The 24,704-nt window shown below is 72.6% G+C and carries 23 protein-coding genes and 1 pseudogene; 10 read left to right on the top strand and 14 right to left on the bottom strand.

Annotation, left to right across the window (positions count from 1 at the left end; all coding sequences use genetic code 11):
- Window positions 1-50 precede the first annotated feature (50 nt).
- From GA0070215_RS10835 to GA0070215_RS10815, 5 genes are read left to right on the top strand one after another with little or no spacing between them, the layout of a single operon-like run.
- Window positions 51-1,532 carry a prenyltransferase/squalene oxidase repeat-containing protein gene (locus GA0070215_RS10835; RefSeq protein ID WP_091044745.1) on the top strand — a complete coding sequence of 494 codons (1,482 nt, stop codon included), beginning with the start codon at window positions 51-53 and terminating at the stop codon, window positions 1,530-1,532.
- Window positions 1,529-2,479, top strand: coding sequence for a hypothetical protein (locus tag GA0070215_RS10830; RefSeq protein WP_091044742.1), 951 nt, complete (start codon window positions 1,529-1,531; stop codon window positions 2,477-2,479). Before GA0070215_RS10835 ends, GA0070215_RS10830 begins: the two co-directional genes overlap by 4 nt.
- A complete protein-coding gene (locus tag GA0070215_RS10825; protein ID WP_244166951.1) occupies window positions 2,472-3,671 on the top strand; it encodes a CbiQ family ECF transporter T component in 1,200 nt (399 codons plus the stop codon). Before GA0070215_RS10830 ends, GA0070215_RS10825 begins: the two co-directional genes overlap by 8 nt.
- Window positions 3,668-5,299 (top strand): ABC transporter ATP-binding protein, encoded by a 1,632-nt coding sequence (locus GA0070215_RS10820; RefSeq protein WP_091044738.1) that lies wholly within the window; start codon window positions 3,668-3,670, stop codon window positions 5,297-5,299. The genes GA0070215_RS10825 and GA0070215_RS10820 overlap by 4 nt, the downstream gene beginning before the upstream one ends.
- A complete protein-coding gene (locus GA0070215_RS10815; RefSeq protein WP_091044735.1) occupies window positions 5,296-6,168 on the top strand; it encodes an ECF transporter S component in 873 nt (290 codons plus the stop codon). Before GA0070215_RS10820 ends, GA0070215_RS10815 begins: the two co-directional genes overlap by 4 nt.
- Window positions 6,169-6,374: 206 nt before the next feature.
- Here the strand turns inward: GA0070215_RS10815 and GA0070215_RS10810 are convergent, their stop codons facing one another.
- Window positions 6,375-6,584: a hypothetical protein gene (locus tag GA0070215_RS10810; protein ID WP_036345821.1), complete on the bottom strand. Its 210-nt coding sequence runs from the start codon at window positions 6,582-6,584 to the stop codon at window positions 6,375-6,377.
- A 127-nt stretch (window positions 6,585-6,711) separates the two neighbouring features.
- Here GA0070215_RS10810 and mraY point away from each other — a divergent pair, with 127 nt between their 5' ends.
- Window positions 6,712-7,815 (top strand): phospho-N-acetylmuramoyl-pentapeptide-transferase, encoded by a 1,104-nt coding sequence (gene mraY, locus GA0070215_RS10805; protein ID WP_018786390.1) that lies wholly within the window; start codon window positions 6,712-6,714, stop codon window positions 7,813-7,815.
- 31 nt (window positions 7,816-7,846) lie between these two features.
- Here the strand turns inward: mraY and fmdA are convergent, their stop codons facing one another.
- On the bottom strand, window positions 7,847-9,100 hold the full coding sequence (gene fmdA, locus GA0070215_RS10800) for a formamidase (RefSeq protein ID WP_091044731.1): 1,254 nt from the start codon (window positions 9,098-9,100) through the stop codon (window positions 7,847-7,849).
- 21 nt (window positions 9,101-9,121) lie between these two features.
- On the bottom strand, window positions 9,122-9,400 hold the full coding sequence (locus GA0070215_RS10795) for an FmdB family zinc ribbon protein (protein WP_091044729.1): 279 nt from the start codon (window positions 9,398-9,400) through the stop codon (window positions 9,122-9,124).
- Window positions 9,401-9,559: 159 nt separating this feature from the next.
- Here GA0070215_RS10795 and GA0070215_RS29825 point away from each other — a divergent pair.
- Window positions 9,560-9,929, top strand: a pseudogene (locus GA0070215_RS29825) (hypothetical protein); the annotation flags it as partial.
- A 16-nt stretch (window positions 9,930-9,945) separates the two neighbouring features.
- On the opposite strand, the gene GA0070215_RS10785 reads toward GA0070215_RS29825, so the two are convergent.
- From GA0070215_RS10785 to GA0070215_RS10735, 11 genes are all read right to left on the bottom strand, one after another.
- On the bottom strand, window positions 9,946-10,980 hold the full coding sequence (locus GA0070215_RS10785) for a glycosyltransferase family 2 protein (protein ID WP_091044726.1): 1,035 nt from the start codon (window positions 10,978-10,980) through the stop codon (window positions 9,946-9,948).
- Window positions 10,981-10,995: 15 nt separating this feature from the next.
- Entirely contained in the window at window positions 10,996-12,807 is a 1,812-nt protein-coding gene (locus tag GA0070215_RS10780) for a hypothetical protein (protein ID WP_091044724.1), read from the bottom strand.
- An 89-nt stretch (window positions 12,808-12,896) separates the two neighbouring features.
- On the bottom strand, window positions 12,897-13,487 hold the full coding sequence (locus GA0070215_RS10775) for a DinB family protein (protein WP_026268128.1): 591 nt from the start codon (window positions 13,485-13,487) through the stop codon (window positions 12,897-12,899).
- A gap of 181 nt (window positions 13,488-13,668) precedes the next feature.
- The gene (locus GA0070215_RS10770) at window positions 13,669-14,520 is read right to left on the bottom strand and encodes an HpcH/HpaI aldolase/citrate lyase family protein (protein ID WP_018786398.1); all 852 of its coding nucleotides are present in this window, start codon (window positions 14,518-14,520) and stop codon (window positions 13,669-13,671) included.
- Entirely contained in the window at window positions 14,517-15,974 is a 1,458-nt protein-coding gene (locus tag GA0070215_RS10765) for a dihydroorotase (protein ID WP_091044721.1), read from the bottom strand. Before GA0070215_RS10765 ends, GA0070215_RS10770 begins: the two co-directional genes overlap by 4 nt.
- Complete coding sequence (locus tag GA0070215_RS10760) at window positions 15,971-17,413, bottom strand: MmgE/PrpD family protein (RefSeq protein ID WP_018786400.1); 1,443 nt, start codon at window positions 17,411-17,413, stop codon at window positions 15,971-15,973. The genes GA0070215_RS10765 and GA0070215_RS10760 overlap by 4 nt, the downstream gene beginning before the upstream one ends.
- Window positions 17,406-18,254: a cyclase family protein gene (locus tag GA0070215_RS10755; protein WP_091044718.1), complete on the bottom strand. Its 849-nt coding sequence runs from the start codon at window positions 18,252-18,254 to the stop codon at window positions 17,406-17,408. Before GA0070215_RS10755 ends, GA0070215_RS10760 begins: the two co-directional genes overlap by 8 nt.
- A 47-nt stretch (window positions 18,255-18,301) precedes the next feature.
- Window positions 18,302-19,525: a CaiB/BaiF CoA transferase family protein gene (locus tag GA0070215_RS10750; RefSeq protein WP_091044715.1), complete on the bottom strand. Its 1,224-nt coding sequence runs from the start codon at window positions 19,523-19,525 to the stop codon at window positions 18,302-18,304.
- A gap of 31 nt (window positions 19,526-19,556) precedes the next feature.
- Entirely contained in the window at window positions 19,557-20,222 is a 666-nt protein-coding gene (locus GA0070215_RS10745; RefSeq protein WP_018786403.1) for an SDR family oxidoreductase, read from the bottom strand.
- Window positions 20,219-20,881 (bottom strand): carboxymuconolactone decarboxylase family protein, encoded by a 663-nt coding sequence (locus GA0070215_RS10740; protein WP_091044712.1) that lies wholly within the window; start codon window positions 20,879-20,881, stop codon window positions 20,219-20,221. Before GA0070215_RS10740 ends, GA0070215_RS10745 begins: the two co-directional genes overlap by 4 nt.
- Window positions 20,878-21,687, bottom strand: a complete 810-nt coding sequence (locus tag GA0070215_RS10735) for a hypothetical protein (protein WP_018786405.1) — start codon at window positions 21,685-21,687, stop codon at window positions 20,878-20,880. Before GA0070215_RS10735 ends, GA0070215_RS10740 begins: the two co-directional genes overlap by 4 nt.
- Window positions 21,688-21,870: 183 nt before the next feature.
- On the opposite strand from GA0070215_RS10735, the gene GA0070215_RS10730 reads away from it, so the two are divergent.
- The 3 genes from GA0070215_RS10730 (at window position 21,871) to GA0070215_RS10720 (ending at window position 24,691) form a co-directional block, all read left to right on the top strand.
- Entirely contained in the window at window positions 21,871-22,626 is a 756-nt protein-coding gene (locus GA0070215_RS10730; protein ID WP_091044709.1) for a maleate cis-trans isomerase family protein, read from the top strand.
- Window positions 22,627-22,791: 165 nt separating this feature from the next.
- A complete protein-coding gene (locus GA0070215_RS10725) occupies window positions 22,792-23,535 on the top strand; it encodes a maleate cis-trans isomerase family protein (protein WP_091044705.1) in 744 nt (247 codons plus the stop codon).
- Window positions 23,536-23,587: 52 nt separating this feature from the next.
- Window positions 23,588-24,691 (top strand): ABC transporter substrate-binding protein, encoded by a 1,104-nt coding sequence (locus GA0070215_RS10720; protein ID WP_141708173.1) that lies wholly within the window; start codon window positions 23,588-23,590, stop codon window positions 24,689-24,691.
- Window positions 24,692-24,704 lie beyond the last annotated feature (13 nt).

Raw genomic sequence — 24,704 nt, 5'->3', positions numbered from 1 at the left:
TCGGGGTGCTCCCGGAGCTTTCACCGACCGCTCTGCGAAAGGCACCCCTGATGCCCCTGTCCCGGCGTCTCACCACCGGTCTCGGTGCAGCCACGGTGGCGACCCTTGCCATGATCACCGGCGCTCCGCTGACCGTGGTCGCGGCACCCACCCCGGCCCACGTCACGGCCGCCCGCGACGCCGCGTCCTGGCTGGCCGGCGAGTTCACCGACGGCTCGCTGCCCGGCCCGTTCACCCCCGAGGACTGGGGGCTGACCGTCGACGGCCTGGTCGCACTGTCCGCCACCGGCGTCGACGCGCCCACCCGGAAGGCGGCGACCGCGCAGGTCGCCAAGCACGTGCGCTCCTACAACAGCTACGACGACTGGGGATTCGAGGGCTTCACCGACGGCGGTGCCACCGCCAAGCTGCTCTACGCCGCCTCCGCCGCCGGCGCCGACCCCACCGACTTCGGCGGCTACGACCTGCGGAAGGAGACGCTGTCGCTGATCGCCGGAGCGGACGCCGGTCACCAGCGGGGACGGATCACCAGCCGTACCACCGCCGACAGCGGCCCGGACGCCAGTAACACCTTCGACCAGTCGTTCGCCGTGCTGGGCCTGGCCCGCAGCGGTGACCTGCCGCAGGACACGGTGGACTTCCTCGTCCGGCAGCAGTGCGCGGCCGGTGGCTTCCGGCTCTACCCGGACACCGCCGACGGGCCGTCTCCCTCCTGCGACGAGCAGCCCGGCGCCACCCTCGACGTCGACTCGACCGCGATGGCCGTGCAGGCGCTGCTGGCCGCCGCCGAGGACGGCGCCATCGGCGCCGGTGACGCCGCGCGCAAGGGCGCCGGCTGGCTGGTGACCCAGCAGCATGCCGACGGCTCCTTCGGCGGCTCGGGACCGACCACCGGCGCGAACTCCAACAGCACCGGCCTGGCCGGGCAGGCCCTCGCCGCCGCCGGGCGCGACGACGACGCCGCCCGCGCCGCGAAGGCCCTCGCCGCGCTGCAGCTCACCGCGGACAACGGCGGGACAGCCTCCGCCGACGCCGGTGCGATCGCCTACAACACCGACGGACTCACGGCGGCGAAGGCGAAGGGGATCACCGAAACCGACCGGGACCAGTGGCGCCGGGCCACCGCGCAGGCCCTGCTCGGGCTGGCCCAGGTCCCGCTGGGCCGGATCGGCCTCGACCCACCGCCCACGTCCCCGGAGCCCACCCCCACCCCCTCCGGCACGGCCTCACCCACCGCATCCCCCACCACCACCGGATCGCCGACGCCGAGCGCCACCGTGACAAGCCCGTCGCAGCCGCCCTCGCCCCCCACCGCGGCACCGACCACCACCGCGGCACCGACCACCACTGCAGTGCCGACCACCGCCGCGGTGCCGACCGCCGCCGCTCCGCCGAGCACGACGCCGGCCGCGCCAGGACTGGGTGGGCTGCCGACCACCGGCGCGGCGATCACCAGCTACCTGCTGGTCGCCCTACTGCTGGTCGGTGGCGGAGTGACGCTGCTCGTGCTCGGCCGGCGGCGGGCGGGATGAGCCTCCGGGTCGCCCGGAGCGGGCTGGTCGCCGCCCTGGTCACCGCCGCCACGGTGATCGGGCCGGGTAGCCCGGCGGTGGCCGCCGGGTCGGCCGGCTACTGCCCGGACTCCTCCGGGGTCACCGTCGTGGTGGACTTCAACGAACTCGGCGGCGGGACTGTCGTGCGCTGCGCTCGGGGCACCCAGGCCACCGGCCTGGCGGCGCTGAAGGACGCGGGCTTCCAGATCACCGGCACCCTGCGCTGGGGCGAGGGGTTCATCTGCCGGATCGAGGGCAAGCCGTCGGCTGCGGCGGAGAAGTGCGTCGACACGCCGCCGGCCAGCGCCTACTGGTCGTACTGGTACGCCCCGAACGGCGGCAATTGGACGTACAGCGACAAGGGCGTGCTCAACCGCAAGCCACCGGCCGGCAGCTTCGAGGGCTGGTCGTTCTCCCTCAACCGTGACGCCAACGACGCGCCGCGCCCGGGGGTGGCGCCGAAACGACCCGCCCCACCACCACCTCCGCCCCCTCCGCCCCCGCCACCGCCACCGGCAGGCGGCGGACCGGCGGTGCCACCACCGGCGGGAGGACCCGTCGTACCGCCGCCGGCCGGCGGCGGCCGACCTGGTGAACCCGGCCGGCCGGCCGGCACGTCCGGCCCGTCGACTCCCGCCGGCGCGTCACCGTCGGCCGGCACGCCGGGCGGCCCGGCCTCGGCTGCGACACCGCGCGCTGCCACCAGCGCGACACCGGGCGCCGGCCCCAGCGCGACACCGGGCGCTGCCACCACCGGGGCACCGGAGGGCTCCTCCGACGAGCCCGTGGTGACCGACGTCGCCGCGTCCCGCGCGGACGACAATCTGCCGCTGGGCACGATCGCCGGGGTGCTGCTGCTGGTCGTGCTCGCCGCCGGCGCGCTGGTCGCCGCGCGACGGCGCCGTGCCGCCGACCCGGATGACTGACGCGGGCACGACCGCTGACGCCGGTCGCCGGCCGGCTCGCTGGTCCGCATGGTGGCTGCCCCGGGGGCTGCACCCGGGCGCGTGGTGGCTGTGGGCGCTCGGCCTGGCCACCGCGGCCAGCCACACCACGAACCCGCTGCCGCTCGCACTGCTTGTCGCCGTCGCCGCGCTGGTGGTGGTACGCCGGCGCGGCGACGCGCCGTGGGCGCTGGCGTTCCGCATGTACGTCTGGCTCGGCGTGGTGATCGTCGCGATGCGGGTGGTGTTCCGGATCGTGTTCGGCGGCGGTCAGGGCGAGCACGTGCTGGTCCGGTTGCCGGAGATCCCGCTGCCGGAGTGGGCGGCGGGTATCCGCCTGTTCGGGCCGGTCGCCGTCGAGCAGATCCTCGGCGGCTTCTACGACGGGCTGCGGCTGGCGACGATGCTGATCTGCCTCGGCGCGGCGAACGCCCTGGCCAATCCGAAGCGGCTGCTCAAGGCCGTACCCGGTGCCCTGTACGCGGTCGGCACCGCCGTCGTGGTCGCGCTGTCGGTCGCCCCGCAGCTGGTGGAGAGCGTGCTCCGGGTCCGCCGGGCCCGGCGGCTGCGGGGCGCGACCGGGCGGGGGGTACGGGCGTTGCGCGGGATCGCACTGCCGGTGCTGGCTGACGCGCTGGACCGGTCCCTGGCGCTCGCGGCGGCGATGGACTCCCGCGGTTACGGCCGCACCGGCGCGGTGCCCGCCGGGCAGCGGACCATCACCGGAGGGCTCGTCCTCGGCGGGCTGGTCGGCGTGTGCGCCGGCACCTACGGGCTGCTCGACAGCGCCGCGCCCGGCTATCTAGGGTTGCCGATGCTTCTGGCTGGACTGGCAGCCGCCGTGACCGGCATGCTGCTGGCCGGTCGCCGGGTCCGCCGCAGCCGTTACCGACCGGACCGCTGGCTCCCGGCCGAACTGCTCGTGGCGGGCTGCGGGGTGGCCGCCGCGGCACTGACCATGCTCGCCGGGACGGTGGACCCGCAGCTGCTCTACCCTCCGGTCAGCCCGCTCACCTGGCCCCAGCTGACCCCGCTGATGCTTCTCGCCGTCGGCGTCGCCGCGGCGCCGGCCTGGCTGGCACCACCACCGCCCGTGGTGCGGGTCCACCGCCCGCCGGTGGCGGACCCGCCCGTCCCCGTGCCGACGACAACCTCACCGGGGGACCGCTCATGATCACTTTCGACCGGGTCACGGTCCAGTACGCCGAGGGCGGCCCGCCGCCGCTGCGGGACGTGACGCTGCACATCGACGAGGGTGAACTCTGCCTGGTCGCGGGCCGTACCGGCGCCGGAAAGTCGACGCTGCTGCGGGCGATCAACGGCCTCGTCCCGCACTTCACCGGCGGCACCCTGCACGGTGCCGTCACCGTCGACGGCAGGGACACCCGAACGCACCCGCCGCGCGACCTCGCCGACGTCGTCGGCGTCGTCGGCCAGGACCCGCTGGCCGGCTTCGTCACCGACACCGTCGAGGAGGAACTGGCGTACGGGATGGAACAGCTCGCCCTGCCGCCGGCCGTGATGCGCAAGCGGGTGGAGGAGACCCTGGACCTGCTCGGCATCGCCGATCTGCGGGACCGGCCTCTGCGGACGCTGTCCGGCGGACAGCAGCAGCGCGTCGCCATCGGCGCGGTGCTCACCGCGCACCCCCGGGTGCTGGTGCTCGACGAACCCACCTCCGCGCTGGACCCCACCGCAGCGGAGGACGTGCTCGCCACAGTCACCCGGCTGGTGCACGACCTCGGCGTGACAGTGGTTCTGGCCGAGCACCGGCTGGAGCGCGTGCTCCAGTACGCCGACCGGCTGCTGTACCTGCCCGGCGACGGCCACGTGCACGACGGCACGCCCGCGACGGCGCTGACCCACATCGACATCGCACCGCCCCTGATCGAGCTGGGTCGCCTCGCCGGCTGGACACCGCTGCCGTTGTCGGTCCGCGACGCCCGCCGACGGGCCTCCGACCTGCGGCACCGGCTCGCCGGCGCGGAGCCGCCACCGGCTCCGGTGGCCCCGGACACCTGCCCCACGCTGACCGCCCGGAAGATCGTCGTACGGTATCCGGGAACCGTCGCGGTGGCCGGCGTCGACCTCGATCTGCGACCGGGCGAGATCGTCGCGTTGATGGGCCGCAACGGATCCGGCAAGTCCAGCCTGCTGTGGGCGGTACAGGGCAGCGGCCCCCGCCACGGCGGCACCGTCGCCGTGACCGGGCCCCGGGGCACCGCCGACCCCGAGGCCCTGCGGGCCGGGCAGGCCCGCCGGTACGTCGGCCTCGTCCCGCAGAACTCCGGCGACCTGCTCTACCTGGAAACCGTCGACGCGGAGTGCGCCCAGGCCGACCGGGAGACCGGCGCGGCGGACGGCGCCTGCCGGGCCCTGCTGGACCGGATCACCCCCGGCCTGCCCGGCGACCGGCACCCCCGGGACCTGTCCGAGGGACAGCGGCTCGCCCTCGCGCTCGCCGTACAGCTCACGGCCGCGCCGCCGGTGGTCCTGCTCGACGAGCCGACCCGCGGACTGGACTACCACGCGAAGCGGCAGTTCAGCGCCATCGTCCGGATGCTGGCCGGCGACGGCCGCGCCGTGGTGGTCGCCACCCACGACGTCGAACTCGTCGCGACCCTCGCCGACCGGGTGATCGTGATGGCCGAGGGGGAGACGGTCGCCGACGGCACCACCGCGGAGGTCATGCTCGCCTCCCCGGCGTTCGCGCCGCAGGTGGCCAAGGTCCTCGCCCCCGCACCGTGGTTGACAGTGGAACAGGTCGCCGCCGCGATCAGCGCGACCAGGGCGCCGGCGTGAGCGTGCTGCGGGTCGCCCCGCGCACCGCAGTGGTGCTGACCCTCGCCTCGGCCGCCGCGCTGGCCACCTTCACCTGGCCCTTCTTCGTCCCGGCGCACCCGGAGAGCACCGCCCGAACCGCCGAGGCGCCGCTGGTCTTCCTCGTCATGCTGCCGGTACTCGTGGCGCTCACCCTCGCCGAACTCACCTCCGGCGGTATCGACAGCAAAGCCCTCGCGATGCTCGGCGTGCTCGCTGCCGTCAACGCCGCCCTGCGCCCCCTGGGCGCGGGAACCGCGGGCATCGAAACGGTGTTCTTCCTGCTCGTCCTCGCCGGCCGGGTCTTCGGACCCGGCTTCGGGTTCCTGCTCGGCTCCACGTCGCTGTTCGCGTCCGCCCTGCTCACCGCGGGCGTCGGACCGTGGCTGCCGTTCCAGATGCTCTGCGCCTCCTGGATCGGCCTCGGCGCCGGCCTGCTACCGGCCCGGCTGCGCGGCCGGGCCGAGACCGCCGTCCTGGCCGGCTACGGCGCGCTCGCCGCCTACGGCTACGGCCTGCTGATGAACCTGTGGTTCTGGCCGTTCAGCGTCGGCGCGGACACCCAGTTGTCGTACGTCGCCGGTGCGCCCGTACTGGAGAACCTGCACCGCCTCGCCCTGTTCACCGCCGTCACCTCCACCTTCGGCTGGGACACCGGCCGGGCGATCACCACCGCCGTGGCGATCGTCCTCGCCGGTCCGGCCGTCCTCGCCGCCCTGCGCCGCGCCGCCCGGCGGGCCGCGTTCGGTGCGCCGGTCGCCTTCGCGGCGGCGTCCGACCGGCCGACAGAGCTGACGGCCGGCGTACGACGAGATGGTGCCGCCGGCGCCGGAGCGCACCGCGTGCAGTGACACGTATTCCACCTCGACCCGGCCGGCCCACCGCGGGTGCCGCCGGTCGAGGTCCGCGTGCAGTTCGGCGAGTACGTCGAGGAGCTTCTCGTCCGGCTCGTCGGTGAGCACCGCGAGCAGGTCGAGGTCACAGCGGGCCGGACCGCCACCGAGTAAGCCGACTGGCTGCACGCGTACGGGAAGTTCGGCGGGCCTCCCGGTCGTGCCTACGTGCTCGGCGGGTTGCGGTGCCGCTCCGCGATCCCCGACGCGGCCTGCCGCTGCGCGTCGTGCCGGTGCTGGTCGGCGGCGGCCCGGCGGACGACAGCCGAGTCCTCGTCCGGCGGGCGTCTCGTCCGGTCCCGCCGGGCGACGAAGGCGACGAGCGCGACAAACAGCACCGCGGCCACCGCGAGCGACACCACAATCGTCCTCATGCCGTCGATGCTACGGCGTACGCGCCAGCTTCGGCGTGGTGAGGCTCAGGGGCTGCTCCGTCCGCCGCCGGATGGCAAGCTCACGTGTCGTGATCGATGAGATTCCGGGTCTCGTGGAGGCCGGCCGATGAGGGCGGTCATCGTCGCGGCCGCTGTCGCGTTCGTCGTCTCCCTGTTCGGCACGCCGGTGGCGGTCCGCGTCTTCAGCGCGCTGAAGGCCGGTCAGCCGATCCGGTCCATCGGGCTGGCCAGCAACGAGCACAAGGTGGGCACGCCCACGATGGGCGGCGTCGTCTTCATCGTGGCGACGGTCCTCGCGTACGTCGCCGGGCACCTCGCCCTGACCACCCTGCCGGAGCGGCAGATCGCGCAGGAGGGGCCCACGATGACGGCCCTGGTGCTGCTCGGGCTGTTCGTCTTCTGCGGCGCGGTCGGCTTCTTCGACGACTTCCTCAAGGTGCGCAAGCGCAACTCCGACGGGCTGTCCGCCAAGGGCAAGCTGCTCGGCCAGGCCCTCGTCGGCGGCGGGTTCGGCGTGGCCGCGCTGTATGTGCCCAGCACCAACGGTCAGACCGTGGCCAGCGAGCACATCTCGCTCATCCGCGACATCAGCTGGCTGGACGTCGGCAAGGTCGGCGCGGTCCTGGTCTTCATCTTCGTGATCACGGCGATGTCGAACGGGGTGAACCTCACCGACGGCCTCGACGGCCTGGCCACCGGCGCGTCGATCCTGGTGCTCGGCGCGTACTCGCTGATCGGCTTCTGGCAGTACCGGCACTGGTGCGCCGACGACGGGTACGCCCGCGTGGACGAGTACTGCTACCAGGTCCGCGATCCGCTGGAGATCGCGATGATCGCGGCAGCGGCGGCCGGCGCCTGCGTGGGCTTCCTGTGGTGGAACACCTCACCGGCGCGGATCTTCATGGGTGACGTGGGCGCGCTCGGGCTGGGCGGCCTGATCGGCGGGCTCGCGGTGGTGACCCGTACGACGCTGCTCTCGATCCTGATCGGCGGGCTGTTCGTCATCATCACCACCACCTGGGTGATCCAGATCGTCTCGTACCGGACCACCGGCCGCCGGGTCTTCCGGATGGTGCCGTTGCACCACCACTTCGAACTGGCCGGCTGGAGCGAGTCGACAATCGTGGTCCGGTTCTGGATCGTGGCCGGCGTCTGCGTCGCGGCCGGCCTGGGCCTGTTCTACTCGGATTTCCTCGCGGCCGTCGGATGACGGCCATGTCGAAGGTGGTGCGGTCAGGCGCTCAGCTCATGGTGGCCTTCGGGGCGCCCCGGCCCGGGTCGATCCGGGTCGGACCGGACGCCGAGGGGCGGATGTCGAAGTCGAAGATCTCGGTGGGCAGGTAGACGGTCGCGCAGGAGTTGGGGATGTCCACCACGCCGGAGAGCCGGCCCTCGATCGGTGCGGCACCGAGCAGCAGGTACGCCTGCTCCGGCTGGTAGCCGAAGCGGGTCAGGTAGTCGATGGCGTGCAGGCAGGCGCGCTGGTAGGCCAGCTGCGAGTCGAGGTACCGCTGTTCGCCGTCGAGGGTGACGGAGAGCCCGGAGAAGGCCAGCCACCGGGAGTACTGCGGCGGGGTGTCGCCCGGGACGAAGATGGTGTTCTCGGCGACGCCGTACGTCTGCATGCCGTTCTTGATCAGGTCCACGTGGAGGTCGACGAAGCCGCCCATCTCGATGGCGCCGCAGAAGGTGATCTCCCCGTCGCCCTGGGAGAAGTGCAGGTCGCCGAGGGACAGGTTGGCTCCCGGCACGTACACCGGGTAGAAGACCCGGCTGCCGACTGTGAAGTTCTTGATGTCCTGGTTCCCGCCGTTCTCCCGGGGCGGAGCGGTCCGCGCCGCCTCCGCGGCCACCCGGTCGAAGTCGGGGCCGGTGAGGCCGCCGAGGATCGCGTCCTGCGGCTCCGGCGGCAGGGCCAGGGGCGGCACCCGGTCGGGCGCGGTGGCGATCAGCGCGCCCTCCCGCTGGTTCCAGGTGGCCAGCAGCGACGCGGACGGGGCGGTGCCCATCAGCCCCGGGTGGGCGATCCCGGTGAACGAGACCCCGGGGATGTGCCGGGAGGTGGCCTTGCGGCCGGTGAAGTCCCAGACCGCCTTGTACGCGTCGGGGAACTGCTCGGTGAGGAAACCGCCGCCGTTGCCGGTGGGGAAGATGCCCGTGTAACCCCAGCCCTGGCCGGCCAGCGGACCGGACTCCTGCGGGATGGGGCCCAGGTCGAGGATGTCGACCATGAGCAGGTCGCCCGGCTCGGCGCCCTCGATCGCGAACGGCCCGCTGAGGGCGTGGACCCGGGTCAGCGGGGCGTCCCGGATGTCCTCGGCGGAGTCGTCGTTGTGGATCGCGCCGTCGAACCACTCGCGGCAGTGGACGCGGAACGACTGTCCGGGCCGGACCGTCGCCACGGGCGGGATGTCGGGGTGCCAGCGGTTGTGCCCGACCTTCTCCTGGTCGGTGAACCTCTTGGCGGAGTCGAGGGAGAACAGCAGTTCAGGCACGGCGTGGAGCCCTTCTCGTGGTCACCATCGGGGCAGGCGGGCGTGGGCCGGGTTCGTCGAGCGGCGTACCGGGCGACGGCCGGGCACCCGCCCGACCACCTCCGGCTGTTCCGCGCTGCGTTCGGTCCGGTCCATGGCCTCGCGCAGCGCCGCCGGCATGCGGCCCAGCCGGGGCGCGGAGTACACCCGAGTCGCCGGGCCCGCGCATCGGGGGCAGGCCGTCGACGGGCCGGCGGCGCCGACCGGCAGCGTGACGTCGAAGCTGCCGTCCTGCCGGCAGCGGTACTCGAAAGTGGCCATCGCCGTTTCCCGTCCCGGCCTCTCGTGCGTGCTCACGCGCGTCCTCTCGATTGTGCGTGATAAGCGGCAAGAGCGGCATGAAACGGGCGAATAAGGCGAAGCTCGCATCTTCGTGGTGACCGCGGCCATCGGGCAGGCCCTGAGCGTCCGGTTCGGGTTGTGGTACCTGTACGCCGCGGTGGTGCACGGATCACCCGTGGCGCGTCGTTCCATGATCTCCTACCGAAAGGGCGGCGAACGATGATCACCATGTCCGACACCGCCGACGGCGACCGGAACCTGTGGCTGGGCGGCCAGAACGGCGTCCTGCAGTGCAACCGCGCCTCCGACGACGCGATGCTGCCCGAGCAGAGCCCCGCGGGGCGTGCCGCTGCCCACCAACCGCTGGGCGTGCCTGGAGTTCATGGTGGACGGCTCCGCCGGTCAGCTACGTACCTGGCTGGACGGCGTCGCCGTGACCGGGCTGACCGCCGACGGCGTACCGACGCACGACGTCGACGGCCAGTGGCACAACCGCGCCAGGCGACCGCAGCTCACCGAGTCGCTCAGCCGGTATCGCCGGCCATCGACTCACCGGTGGCCGTACGCTGCTCCGGAATCCGGGACACCCGGCCGGGGGTGTCGACGATGTGCTCGGTCTCCTGCACCAGATAATGCGGACGGCGCTTGGTCTCGTAGTAGATCCGGCCGATGTACTCACCGATCACCCCGAGGATCATCATCTGGATGCCGCCGAGTCCGATCACGCTGACGATGATGGTGGTGTAGCCGGGCACGTCGATGCCCTTCTCCACGGCGTCCGCGACCACCCAGGCCATGTAGCCCACCGCGATGAGCGTCAGGAACAGGCCGCCGTAGATGGCCAGGCGCAGCGGCCGGTTGTTGAACGACAGCAGGCCGTCGAACGCGTAGTTGAACAGCTTGCCGAACGTCCAGCGGCTCCGCCCGGCCTGCCGGGTCTCATTGCGGTGCGCCACCACCGCGGTGCGGAAACCGATCCACGAGAACAGGCCCTTGGAGAAGCGGTTGTATTCCGGCATCGCCAGGATCGCGTTCACCGCGAGCCGGGACAGCAGCCGGAAGTCACCGGCGCCGTCGAGCAGGCGTACGTCTATCCACCAGTTGACCAGGCGGTAGAAGGAGCGCGAGGCGACCATCCGGATGAACCGGTCGCCACGGCGGTCCCGGCGGGCGATCACCTGGTCGAACCCCTGGCGATAGAGCATCACCATCTCGGGCAGCAGGCGCGGCGGGTGCTGCAGGTCGGCGTCCATAAGGACGACCGCGTCGCCGGTGGCCCGGCGCAGGCCGGCGAGCATGGCCGCCTCCTTGCCGAAGTTGCGGCTCAGCGACGTGTAACAGACGGCCGGATCGGCAGCGGCGAGCCGACGCAGGGCCGCCAGCGTGCCGTCCTCGCTGCCGTCGTCGACGTACACCACCTCGACGTCCACGTCGGACAGCTCGGCGAGCGCGGTGCTGAGCATCTCGTGCAGCCGCTCCACCGAGGCTTCCTCGTTGAAGCAGGGCACCACCACCGACAACCGCACGGCGCTCACCCCGCCCGGCCCGGGCACACGCATCGTGCGCCCGCACTGTCAGAGGCGGTAGACAAGCGTGCCATCGACATCCTCCCGGGTGATGCCCAGCCCGTCGACCGGCCGGGTCTCGATGCCCTCCCACGGCGTCCCCGCCGCGCGGCTCGGCACCGCGACGACCGACCGCACGCCGATCCCGCGGAGGTAGGCCACGCTGCCCGCGTCGGGGAACGTCGCCACGGCGACCCGCGTCTGGGCCTGGGTGACCGGCTCGAAACCGCCGAGCCCGTTGGTGATCCGGGGGAATCCGTCGGTCGACCACAGCATGTAGTTCAGGTCGCCCACCCCACCGGCGGGCAGCACCAGCATCGGCTCCGGCGCGGTCCGCATCGCGGCCGGTGGCGTCGGCACTGCCGGATGCGGCGTGCGGTTGACGCCCTCCAACGTGACCAGGGCGAGCGACACCAGCAAGACCAGCGTCGCCACGGCCCGGGACGCGCGCGCGGCCGTGGGCCGGCGCCACGACTCCGCCAGCGCGGTCACCAGCCCGGCCGCCAGCACCGCCAGCAGCAGGCTGGTCCAGTGCATCATCCGGCCCGGGGTGCGCAACGCGTCCCAGCCGGGCAGGAGCGTGGACAACGTCAGGTAGCCCGGATCGCCGTCCCCGCCGAGCGTGGCGCCTAGGCCCAGCAGCACGGTCCCGGCCACGCCGAGGCCCAGCGCCACGCGGTGCCGCACCGGGTACGCCGAGACGAACAACCCCGCCGCGGCCAGCCCGATCAGCGTCATGCCGGGTAGCAGCGCCATCTCCGGCGGCCAGGTCAGCTGCTCGCGGGCGGCGGCGTGCCGTTCCCCCCACAGCCACGAGTCGCCCGGCGCGGTGACGAACCCGATCAGCGGCGGGGAGAACATCTTGGTCCAGTCCAGCGACCGGACCGCCTGCGGGTTGAGGTCGACCACGCGCAGGTAGACCAGCCCGAGCAGCAGCGTCACGGTGCCGAACACGGCGCCGCCGGCCAGGTCGGCGACGAGCAGCCGCCGGCCGAACGGGGGCCGCTCCCGTCCGCGCCACCAGGACCAGCCGTAGCAGCCGGCTGCCACCAGCACGGCGGCCAGCAGGAAGTAGACGAGCGGCAGCCCGATGCCGAAGCCGAGCGTGACCTGCCAGGCCGCGACGAGCCATCCGGCCACCGCCCAGCCGGGCTTGCGGCGTTCCGGCCGGTAGCCGTGGCGCAGCGACCAGCCGTGGCCGCGCGCCAGCATCGCCAGCGCCAGCGCGATCCCGCCGCTGGACAGGATGTTCAGGTGGCCGGAGTGCGCCAGCCGCCAGGGCGCGTACGCCCACGCCACCCCGGCGACCGCCCCGCCCCAGCGGTTCGCGCCGAGCTGCCGGGCCAGCGCGTACGCCCCGAGGAACGCCAGCGCGTGCAGCAGCACGTAGAGCACGTTGTAGCGGATCACCGCGGCCTCGAAGCCGGAGCCGATCATCCCGAACGGCGCGTACCCGAGCAGCGTGTCGCTGTAGGCGTAGGTGTAGCGCTCCGGATAGAACGTGTTCGAGTTCCAGAGGTTGGCCGGATCGTTGAGCAGGGTGTGCCCCGACCAGGCGACCTGCCACGCCTGCAACGTCGGGTCGCCGAGGTCGCCGGGGATCGTGGTCGCCGGGTGCCGCATCGTCGGCCAGGTCAGCACCACCGCCAGCAGCAGGCTGCCCAGGATCGCCAGCGTCCACTCCGGGTTCGGCCGCCGCCGGGGCCCGCCGTCCGAGGGACGCTCGTCGGAGGGGCGGTCGTCCGAGGGCCGGTCGGCGAGGGCCTGTGCGGGACCGGTGTCCTCAGCGGTCGGCGGGGCGACGGCGGGCCGGATCTTCATGGGATAGATGCTTCACGATGCTGCTGGTCCTGTCGATCCGCTGTCCGAAATGTGGTTGGAACTTTCCGGCCGGAGTACCGGAAAGCCGGCTACGCGAACCGGTCCGCGAGCGCCGACAGCTTACTGACGTACGCCGGCCAGTCGTAGCCGCCGGGGATGTTCGTGTTGTCCCGGCGCAGCCCGATCGCCGCGTCGTGCTGCTCGCGCATGATGTCCGCGTGCCCGGCGTGCCGGGCCAGGTCGACGCAGACGTGCACGATGACCTGGTGCAGCGTCACGTCCTGCCGGCCGGGCTGCCACCACGGCACCCGCCCCGGCGCGTCCAGCGGCAGCGCCTCGATCGTCTGGTCCGCGAACGCCCCCACCCGGCGGTACAGGTCGATCAGACCGTCCTTGCTCTCGTCCTCCCGGGCGTACCAGTCCGACTGCGGGTCCGCGTCGACCGCCTCGGACGGGACCAGTTCCTCCGGAGTGGGGAACTCGCGGCCGAACGTGGACCCGAAGTAGCCGGCCTCGGCGTTCAGGCAGTGCTTGAGCAGGCCCAGGAAGTTGTTGCCGCTCGCGGTGCGCGGAAGCCGGGCGTCGCGTTCGCTCAGCCCGTCGAGCTTCCAGATCAGGTCCTCCCGTAGCCCGCGCAGGTAGCGGTGCAGCGCGGCCTTCGGGTCCTCCGGTTCGGTCATGCCCGACACTCTGCCGTACGGGTCGGACATCGTGGGGGCGGTGGTCAGCCGGTCAGGGAGACCCGGGGATCGCTGCGCAGGTGCGCCGGCCGGCGGCGGCCCTAGACCATGTTCACCGGGACGCGGTCGTCCTCCCGGCGGTACCAGGTGGCGGCAGACACCGGCTGGCCGTAGCCCGTCCTCATACCGTCCGGGCGAGGACGTCGTGGGCGGCTCGGGCCACCGCGGCGTCGATCATCCGGCCGTCCGCCGTGACGGCGACACCGTGCCCGTGCTCGGTGACCGCGGCGAGACGTGCCACCACGTCCCGCGCGTCGGCCACCTCCTCGGCCGACGGGGTGAACACGTCGTTGATCACCGGTCCCTGTGCGGGATGGATCGCGGTGCGGGCCCGGAACCCCTGCCGCAGCAGAATCCGGGTGCTCCGGTCGAGGCGCTCGATGTCGCGCACCGCCGTCTCGACCGGACCCACCGGCGGCACCAGACCGGCCGCCGCCGAGTGGAGCACCACGGCCGTGCGCAGCGGCCACAGCTCCTCCTTGTCGGGTCCCGGCCGCAGGCCCAGCTCGGCGGCGAGGTCCGCCTCGCCGAGACCCAGCCGCAGGACCCGCGGCGCGGCGGCCACCCGGTCCAGGGTGAGCACGCCGCGCGGGGTCTCCAGCAGCGGCAGCACCAGCAGCGTGCCGGGCGGCAGTCCGCACGCCGACTCGGCCCGGGCCAGCGCCTCGGCTACCTCGTCGAGCAACTCCGGCTCGGCCTTGGGCACCACGACGCCGCGCAGCGCCGGGCACGCCACCGCCGCCACGTCGTCCGTGGCCGAGCCGGCGTTGATCCGCACCCACCACTCACCACCCGGCTTCGGCGGGTCGGCCAGGAAAGCGGCGACGTTGCGCCTGGCCTCGGACTTGGCCGCCGGTGGGACCGCGTCCTCCAGGTCGCAGATCACGGCGTCGGCGTCGGCCGAGGCGGCCCGGGCCAGCTTTCGCGGCTCGTTGCCCGGCGCGTACAGGTAGCTGCGCGGTGTACTGGTCACGCCGGCCGGGCCAGGTAGCGCCCGCGGGGGGTGCCGACCACGGCACCCGCCTCCAGGATCCGCTCGCCGCGCAGGAACGTGTCGGTGACCCGGGCGCTCAGCTCGAAGCCCTCGAACGGGGTGTACTCCTGCACCGATTCCGAGTCGGCAGCCCGCACAGTCCAGGTGTGGTCGTCATCGACCAGGCAGAAGTCGGCGTCGAAGCCCTCGGCGATGTCGCCCTTGGTGCGCAGCCCGAAGCGCCGGGCCGGGTTCCACGCGGTCATCTCGGCGATCCGGTGGTACGGCAGGCCCCGGCGGTTGCCCTCGGAGATCAGGCCGGGCAGCAGGTACTCGGCGCCGCCGAAGCCCGACTTCGCCACGAACACGTCGTCCCGGGGCGCACCGAACTTGACCTCGTCGCGGCAGCAGGCGTGGTCGCTCACCACCCAGTCGATCTTGCCGGCCAGGACGTACTCCCACAGTGCCTCGACGTCCTCGCGCGGCCGGATCGGCGGGTTCACCTTGGCGCCCAGGTTCGCGGTGTCGATGTCGGCGAGCAGGTGCCCGACCGTGACCTCGCGGCGGAAGTCGATGTGCGGGAACGCCTGCGACATCCGCAGGGCGGCGTCGACCGCCTTGCGGGACGTCAGGTGCAGCAGGTTGATCGTCGGCAGGCCGGTCTCGTGGGCCAGGTACGAGGCGATACTGACGGCCAGGCCCTCGGAGTGCGGCGGCCGGGAGGCGTGGTACGCGGCCAGCCCGGACAGCGTCCCCTCCTCCTCCACCATCCGGGTGTACGCGTTCATGATCTCGGCGGTCTCGCAGTGCAGCGACAGCGAGATCTCGTCGGCCAGCTCGGGGAACCGCTCCCGGGCCGCCTGGACGCCGCGCATGACGAACTCGAAGTGCGCGTAGTCGTACCGCTCGTCCTTCGGGATCATCAGGAAGCTGCTCTGGTCGGTCGACCGGCCGTGCAGGCCGTGGCTTCCGTAGAACATGAACACCTTGAACGAGGTCACCCCGTGCCGCTCGACCAGGTCGGGGATCTCACCGATGTGCTGCTTCGACATCGGCGCGAGGTGGAACGCGTAGTCCACGTGCGACCGGTCGGCGGTGGCGGCGAGCACCTCGGGGAAGAAGTCGGCGTACGCGCCACCCCGGTTCAGGTAGTACTGCCCGGTGCGCATGTAGGTGATGGCGGAGGTCACCCCGCCCTGGGCACAGGCCCGGCTCTCCGAGGCGGCGTCCTGGTCCAGCGGGTTGTAGATCCCCCAGTGCTGGTGCGCGTCGACCACGCCGGGGAAGGCGAGCTTGCCGCCACCGTCGACCACGGTCCGGGCCGACGCCGGGTCGATGCCGGCGGCGACCTGCACGACGCGGCCGTCGCGGACGGCGATGTCCACCTGCTGCGGCTTCGTCCACTCGTGCCGTACGACGCGGACGTTCGTCACAAGTGTGTCAAAGGACGTCATGGGTTCCTCCTTGAGGTGGGTGAGCCGGCCTCCAGGCGAGCCAGGGTCCGGGGGATCTCGTCGATGGCGTCGAGGTCGTCGAGGCGCAGTACCAGGTCCTCGACCCGGCGCGCGGCCTCGTCGGTGAGCCGGCCGGCGACGTTCTCCCGGAACTTCACCGCGAGTTCCTCGTCGCTGAGCGGACGCTGCGGGCCGCCGCGGTTGGCCAGCACCTCCTCGGTGCACTCCCGGCCGTCGTCGGTGTGGACCGTCACGATCGCCGGGAACTGGTTGGGGAAGATCGAGTCGCAGCGGCCGTCGGGGAGCACGTCCACGGTGGCCATCAGCGCGCGGCGGCGGGGATCGCGGGCCAGTTCGTCGGTGTAGTCGGTCAGCCCGACGCCGAGCCCGGATCCGCCGAGCAGGCCCGCGACGACCGCGTACGGGCCGGAGAACTGCGCCTGGTAGCCGGTCTCCGGAGCCCGCTTGACCTCGATCGGCTGGCCGATCGTGCGGATCACCGCGGCCGGCACCCGCAGCTCGATTCGGGTGATCCGGTCCAGCGGCACGCCGCGCTCGCGCAGCCGCAGCCCGGCGTCGATCGCGGCGTGGGTGAAGTGGTTGGCCGGGTACGGCTTGAAGAAGATCCCCGGCACCGACCAGTCCTCGCCCAGCCCGCCGGTGACCTGGTCCAGGTCGACCTCGTCCCGCAGAAAGGCGCGGAAGAAGCCGAACCTGCCCTCCAGGACGGTCGGCGGGCCGGTGAAACCGCGCTTGACGAGCTGTGCGGCGGTGACCGCCGAGTGCGCCGCCCACCCGCAGTGCAGTCGCTTCACGGTGCCGCCGGTGCGATTGGCCTCGATGATGCCGGCGGAGAAGGAGGCGGTGACGCCGAGGGCGTTGGCGACCCCTTCGGCGCCGAGGCCGAACAGCAGCGCCGCCGAGGCGGCACCGCCCATCGCCCCGCAGATCGACGTGGCGTGCTGTCCGTGCTCGAAGAAGACCGAGTTGCCCAGCTTGCGGTCGTACCCGGCCATGCCGAGACGGACGGCGACCTCCAGGCCGACCGCGACGGCCGCCGTCAACTGCCCGCCGCCGGCCCCCGCAGCCTGGGCGGCGGCCAGTGCGGCCGGCACGACGCCGGCGCTGGGGTGCAGCACCGAGGGCAGGTGTGTGTCGTCGTAGTCGAGGGAGTGGGCGAGCACCCCGTTGGCGAAGGCGGCCTGCGCGGCCGGCACCGCCTCGGGCAGGCCGACGGCGTGCGCCTCGGGCCGGCCGCCCTGGTCGGCCACGAACCCGGCCGCCGCGGTGCTCGTCGGCAGCCGGTACGCGGCGACGCAGAGGCCCAGCACGTCGAGCACCCGCTGACGGACGCTGTGCCGTACGTCGTCGGGCAGGCCGGTGTGCGTGGTCGCCGCGGCGAACGCGGCGAGCCGCTCGGCCAGCGTGAGCTCAGCCATGCCCGACCACCGCCAGCGGGCGCACCGGCGATCCGGTCGCGCCGAACAGCGGCAGCGGTGCCAGGATCAGGGTGAACTCGTGCACTCCGGCGGCGGCCAGTTCCTCCAGCGCCATCGCCTCGATGATGTAGATCCCGCGTTCCACCAGGAGCACCCGGTGCGCCGGCAGCACGCTGTGCGCCGCGCCCGGGCGCAGGCGCTCGAAGGCGATGGTGTCCGCCCCGACCGCGTGCACCGCGCGGTCGGCGAGCCACACCGCCCCGGCCTCGCCGACGCCCGGTACCCCGGACTCCAGGCCCATGTAGACGTTGCGGTCCTCGTGCTCGAAGAACCGGCCCCAGCCGCTGCGCACCAGGACCACGTCGTGCGCGCCGACGGGCGTGGCCTGTGCTGCCTCGGTGGCCGCAAGGTCGTCCGGCGTGATCTCGTAACCGGCCGGGCAGCCGTCCCCGGCGCGGATCGCGCGAGGTACGTCGAGCAGCACGCCACGGCGCACCATCGGGGCGATCGTGTGCGCACCCAGTTCCACGTACCGGCCGCCCCGGCCCGCCTCGACCGCGTCCGCGCCGCCGTGGAGCAGGCCGTGGTGCGAGACGTGCGCGAGCGCGTCGATGTGCGTGCCCACGTGCGTACCCATGGTGATCATGTCGTTCGCCGCGGAGCCGCCGTCGGAGCGGACCATGTCCCCGTGCCGGCGGGGCAGGGAGTGCCAGTAGGCGGGGTGGTTGGGGGACTGGGGCATGCCGACGGAGAGCCGGCGGCCGAGGTCGTAGACGGTCACTCCGCCACGGACGGCCGCGAGCAGCGGATCGGCGACGGTGGCTTGGCTTGGGGGTGTCACGGGTTGTTCCTCATCTTTCGGAATCGGTCGACCGACCGCGGGGGTGGTCAGGCGACGACCTTGCGCGCGCGCAGCTCGGCCAGGACCTCGGGCGTGCAGCCCAGCTCGTTGCCGAGCAGATCGTCGGTGTCGGCGCCCAGGGCGCGTCCGGTGAACCGGATCCGGCCCGGCGTGTCCGACATCCGCCACATCACGTTGTGCATGCGCATCGGGCCGAGGTCGTCGTCCTCCACCGTCGTGATCATCTCGGTGTTCCGGACGTGTTCGTCCTCCACCAGATCCCGCGCGTCGTAGACGGGGCCGACGGCCGCGCCGGCCGCGCTGAACTCGCGCAGCACCTCGTCACGGGTACGTTCGGCGATCCAGCCGCCCACGTACGCGTCGAGGAGGTCGGCGTGCGCGGCCCGCTCCCGGCCGGAGCGGAACCACGGCTCGTCGACGACCTCGGGGTGACCGACCAGGCGCAGGACCCGCTCGGCGATCGCCTGCGCGCTGGTGGACACGGCGACCCAGCGCCCGTCCCGGGTGCGGTAGGTGTTGCGCGGGGCGTTGTTGGTCGAGCGGTTGCCGTGCCGCTGCCCGACGACGCCGAGCTGGTCGTACGCGATCGGGCCGGGGCCGACGGCGGCCATGATGGGTTCCAGCAGACTCAGGTCGACGACCTGGCCCCGGCCGCCCCGGGCGTCGCGGGCGTAGAGGGCCATCACCGCGGCCGAGGACGCGGCGATGCCGCAGATGCTGTCGGCCAGGCCGAACGCGGGCAGCGTCGGCGGGCCGTCCGCCTCGCCGGTCAGGTGGGCGAACCCGCTCATCGCCTCGGCCAGCGTGCCGAAGCCGGGGCGGGCGGCGTAGGGGCCGGTCTGACCGAAGCCGGTGATCCGGACGATCACCAGCCCGGGGTTGACCTCGTGCAGGCGGTCCGGGCCGACGCCCCACCGCTCGAGCGTGCCGGGGCGGAAGTTCTCCACCACGACGTCGGCGGTGGCGGCGAGCCGGAGGAAGATGTCGGCGCCGTCGGGGTCGGAGAGGCTCAGCCCGACGGTCCGCTTGTTGCGCGAGATCTCCTTCCACCACAGCGGCACGCCGTCCTTGGCCTCGCCGTGGCCGCGCATGCTGTCCCCGGCGACGGGGTGCTCGATCTTGACGACGTCGGCGCCGTAGTCGCCGAGCAGTTGACAGCAGAGCGGCCCGGCCAGAATGGTCGAGACGTCCAGCACCCGGATGCCGCGCAGCGGGCCGTGCCCGTCCGTCCGGTTCTCCCGTTCGGTCACCGCTGGTACCTCCTTACTCGTACGGTCCCGGTCATCCCGTCCACATCCCGCCGTTGACGTCGACGGTGGCGCCGTTGACGTAGCTCGCGCGTTCCCCGAGCAGGAAGGCGATCGTCTCCGCGACCTCCGCCGGCTCGGCGGGCCGGCGCAGCGGCACCTGACTGACGAGGTCCGACAGCTCCCGGGTGGACAGGCGCTCGGTCATCACCGACCGCACCGGTCCGGGTGCCACCGCGTTGGCCCGTACGCCCCGGCCGCCGAACTCCTTGGCGATGTTGCGGGTCAGTGCCAGCACCCCGGCCTTCGCCGCCGCGTAGGCCGGCCCGGACAGCGCGTTCCCGCCGTGCCGGCCGTTCACCGAACTCATCAGCACGATGGCGCCGGCACCGGCCGCGAGCATGGCCGGCAGCACCGCCCGGACCACGACATAGGCGCTGGTCAGGCTGTCGTCCAGCACTTGCCGCCATTGTTCGGGCGAGACGTCGAGCAGTCCGCCGTGCCCGACCGATCCGGCCAGGTGCGCCACCCGGGTCGGGGCCTCGGGGAGCGCGTCCAGGAACTGGCGTACCTGGCGCGGGTCGGCGGCGTCCACGCCGTCGGTCCGGTCCAGTACGTGGACCGTCTCCCCGTCGCGGCGCAGGGCGTCGACCACGGCGGAGCCGATCGCCCCACGTCCGCCGACCACCAGCGAGGTCATGAGCGGCGGGTCCGGGTGTTGACGCCGGCCAGCTCGCCGGTGGGGGTGACGCGGCCGGACTCCACGGCGCTCAGCCACTGGTCGGTGGCCCAGAGCAGCGCGTTGGCGCCGCGCGGCAGCAGCAGGTAGCTGATCGCCTCGGCGACGTCCCGCTCCCGCACCCCGGCGGCGTACAGCCGGTCGAGGTGGTGCAGGAACGCCTCCTCCTGCTGGTGCACCGCGTGCACCACGACGGCGATCAGGTCGGTCTCGCGGTCGGACAGGTCCGGCGCGGCGGCGGCGAGCAGGGCGTGGTAGCGGGTGAAGCCGTCCATCGGCAGCGTGGCCGCCCAGGCCCGCGCGGCGAAGAAGATCGGCCGCCACGCGGCCGCCGCCCCGGCCACCGCTGTCGCCTGCGCCATCTCGTCGGTGGTCAGCCCCGCGGCGTACCCGCGCTCGACGTGCAGCGAGCCCACCGCCTCCTCGTCGGCGACGAGCAGACCGACCCAGACCAGCTCCCGCTCGCGGGCCGGCAGGTGCCGCTCGTCGAGGGTGAACCGGCGGTAGAGCCGGGTGTACGCGTCCAGGAAGCCGGGCTCCGTGCGGGCGTACACCTCGTGGTACGACAGCAGGTAGCCGCGCTCGGCCCGGATCGCGGCGAGCTGGCCGGGCTCACTCATCGCTGCGACGGCCCGAGGCTCGGCGTCAACGAGGCGTCGCGGTCGTAGAAGGCGGGGACGAGGCTGCCCAGGTCGTGTCCCGGCAGCGGGTCGCGGTAGTCGGTGCTGCCGAAGTCGTTCTTGCGGATCAGGGAGAGGTTGCCGGTGCGGCTGTAGAGCGGGCCGTGCCAGGTCTGCGGGCTGCGGAAGAAGTAGCCACCGGGCTTGACCACACCGCGGCGTCCCAGCATCAGATCCCCGGCGATCTTGAAGGACTCCTCGTAGACCGGGTGCTTCTCCTCGTTGACCGCCGTGTATCCGGGGAGCATGCCGACGAGGAAGACGATGCCGGCCTCGTCGCGGCGCAGCCAGCGGATCCGCACGTCGGCCGGTTGCGGCTCGTCGCCCCGCCAGCCCATCGACACCCACTCGTCGCGGGTCTCGTGCAGCACGGTGAGTGCTCCCGCCCCCGGTCCGGCGGCGAAGTCCGGCGTGCTGTGCGGGCCGAAGTACAGCACCGTCTCACCGACGCCGGGCACCCAGTCGAGCTCGGTCATCGCCTGGGCGTGCAGGTACGTGCCCGGGGCGTACGGCTCGTCGTTGACGGTGCCGCGGCCGGCGATGACGAAGATGTCGGCCTGGGCGCTCAGCACCCCCTGCTGCCGGTTGGTGAAGGCGAGCAGCTCGGTGCGGGCGCCGTCCTCCTCGTCGACGGAGAGTGTCTTGCGCAGGCCGCCGCCGTGGCCGGAGCCGAACTGACCGCCCGGGACCGGGGCCCAGGGCAGGTCTTGGGTCGAGACGAAGTCGACGTCAGGGCGATTCCACATGTCAGTCTGCACACCTTTGCCTCGGGGTTCCTGGGGCGCCCATCCGAGATAAGAGTTGTTCCTGTCAAACGAACGATGGTTTCCCAGGCGGAACAAGGTGGATACTGTCGTGCCACGGCCCGGCCTGTCAACGGTTCGGGCCGAGACTCGGAACGATCAGCGAACTGGAAGGCGGTGGCTGTCATGGGTGAGGAGCCGAACCGGATCGACGCGTCGACCGGCGGGAGCGGCGGTGATGGGGTCGCGGCACTGGTGCCGCCGGAGAACCCGACGGTGGCGACCGAGCTGCGCGCCCTGCTGCCCGCTGCGGTCGACGTCCGGATCGCGCCGCTGCCGCAGCTGCCGGGCACCCTGAAGGAGCGGCTGCTCGGCTACAACGACGCGCTCACCTCCACCACGGGCACGTTGCTCCCGGCCCGGCCCGGGGTCACCTACTTCGCCTGCACCGGTTCGTCCTACCTGGTGGGAACGGACGGCGACGCGCGGCTGCACGAGGCGATCGAGGCGGCGGGCGCCGGACGGGGGCTGACCGCGGCCCGGGCGATCCTGGAGACGCTCGCCGAACTCGGCCGCACGCGGGTGCTGGTCGTCTCGCCGTACCCGGACTGGCTCACCGACCTGGCGGTCGGGTACTGGACCTCCGCCGGGCTCACGGTGGCCGGCGTGGCGAAGGCGCCGGCGCCGAACGGCATCTACGCGATCACGCCCGCCGAGGTCACCACCCTGCTGCGTGGGCTGCGGCCCGACCCGGGCACGGTGGTGCTGCTCAGCGGCACCGGCATGCCGACGGTCGAGGCCGTCGCCGCGGTCGGCGACGAACTCGGCGTGCCGGTGCTCTCCTCGTCGGTGGCCGCGGCGTATCGCGCCCTGCGTCGCCTCGGTCGGTCGGAGGTTTCGTCGTCGTGCCTGGTCAACGATCTGGTCGGCCGCTGGCGGTGAGCCGGCCGGACGTTTTGTTCCGGCTGCTTTTCCACCCTTGACGGGGCTCGGGACGAGCCATTAGCGTCCCGGCATACATAGCGGACCGGCGTTCCACTCAGGCGAACGAGTCCGCTTCACCACTAAACCTACGCCCCGGCACCGGGCCGCCAGGAGGTGACGACGATGCACGGCTGGCGAGCCCGAATCGGCTTGATCGTCCCGCACGTCAACATGACTATGGAGCCGGAGATCTACTCCGTACTGCCCCGCGGCGCATCCGCACACGCGGCCCGGATGGTGATTCCCCGGCTCGACCCCGCCGGTCTGGTCACCATGGCCGACGACGCCCTGCGCGCCGCTGAGCAGTTGTCCGAGCTCGACGCCGACGTCGTGGTCTTCGGCTGCACATCCGGCAGCTTCGTCGGTGGTCACGAGTACGAGACCGACCTGGTAGGGCGGATCGCCGAGCGCGTCGGCTGCCCGACGTTGTCCACGTCGGGGGCCGGCGTGCAGGCGCTCCGCGCGCTGGGCGTCACCCGGGTCGCCGTCGCCACCCCCTACGACGACACCCTCAACCAGCGGCTGCGCGAATTCTTCACCGCGCACGGTCTCGACGTGGTCAACCTGGTCGGTCTCGGCCTGCGGGAGCGCGTCGCGCACTTCCCGCTCGCCCGCACACCGGTCTCGGCCATCGCGCAGCAGTCCGAGGAGGTCGTCTACCGCCTCGCTCGGGCCGCCGCCCACCCGGACGCCGAGGCGCTGTTCATCAGCTGCACGAACCTCTCCACCCTCGGCGTGGTCGCCGAGCTGGAGAACGACATTTCCATCCCCGTCGTCACGGCCAACCAGGCAAGTATCTGGGCCGCCTTCCGGGCGGCCGGTCTCGGCGACTCGCCGGCGGCATTCGGCACCCTCGGCCGGCACTGAGCGCGCCACCTCGTCTTTCTTACTCGTTCCCCCGGGAGTAACAATGTCTGCTTTGTCCCGTCGTAACCTGCTCCGACTCGGCGCCCTGGCCGGTGCCGGTGGCCTGCTGGCCGCGTGTTCCCGCCCGGACGGCGCCCCCGCCGCCTCCGGCGGCGGCAACGCCGGCGGCCCGTACACCACCATCCGGTCGACCGCGACCTCCTTCATCTGGGCGCCGTTCCTCGTCGCCGAGAAGAAGGGCTACTTCGCCGAGGAAGGGCTGCAGCAGAACGGCAAGGTCGCCGGGCAGGGAGTGGTGGCCAACATCGTTCTCGCCGGTGACGCCGATTTCGTCGTCGGCTCGCCGATGGACACCATGAAGTCCACGGCGGTGGGCCAGCCGCTGATCAGCTTCTGCGGCATGGTGACCACCCTGGCCACGAACATCGTGATCAGCGCCGAGGCGTTCGAGAAGGCCGGCCTGAGCGACTCCAGCACCCCCGAGCAGCGGGGCGCGGCCATGCGCGGCATGCAGCTCGCCTCCACCGGCGTCGCCAGCACCCCGGACCTGCTGATCCGGTACGCCGCCAGCAACCTGGGCAAGCTCGACCCGAACAAGGACCTGAAGATCGTGCCGATCCAGGGCGGCGGGTCGGCGATGCTCGCGGCGGTGAAGAACAAGCAGATCGACGGCATGGCGATCTCGTCGCCGATCTCCGACCAGGCGATCTCCGACCTCGGCATGAAGTACCTCTTCGACATGTCCAAGGACCCGGTCCAGCCGCTCGTCGGCTTCCCCTACATCGTGGCCTCCTGCAAGGAGGACTTCCTGGAGAAGAACCCCGAGGCCATCGCCTCGTACTGCCGGGCGATCCAGCGGTCGCTCAACTTCATCCAGGCGGAGAAGGACGAGTTTCACGACCTGCTCGCCGGCATCTTCACCGACATCAAGCCCGAGGTCTTCAAGACGGCGTTCGAGTCGAACTACCCGATCTACGGCAAGAGCATCGTCCTGACCCCGGAACAGTTCAAGCAGGCCAACGAGTTCGTGGTCACCGCCTTCGAGATCAACGGCAGCGTCAGCGAGGCGGCCGCGGCCGAGAAGATCGGCTTCGACGACACCTGGAACGCCACCATCGCCCAGCAGGCCTTCGACAAGGTCGGCACGTCCTACTGAGCTGCGCTGCCCA

The sequence above is a fragment of the Micromonospora marina genome (assembly GCF_900091565.1).
Lineage (GTDB): Bacteria > Actinomycetota > Actinomycetes > Mycobacteriales > Micromonosporaceae > Micromonospora > Micromonospora marina.
The sequence above is the reverse complement of the archived record's forward strand: the minus strand, read 5'-3'. Positions and strand labels throughout refer to the sequence as shown.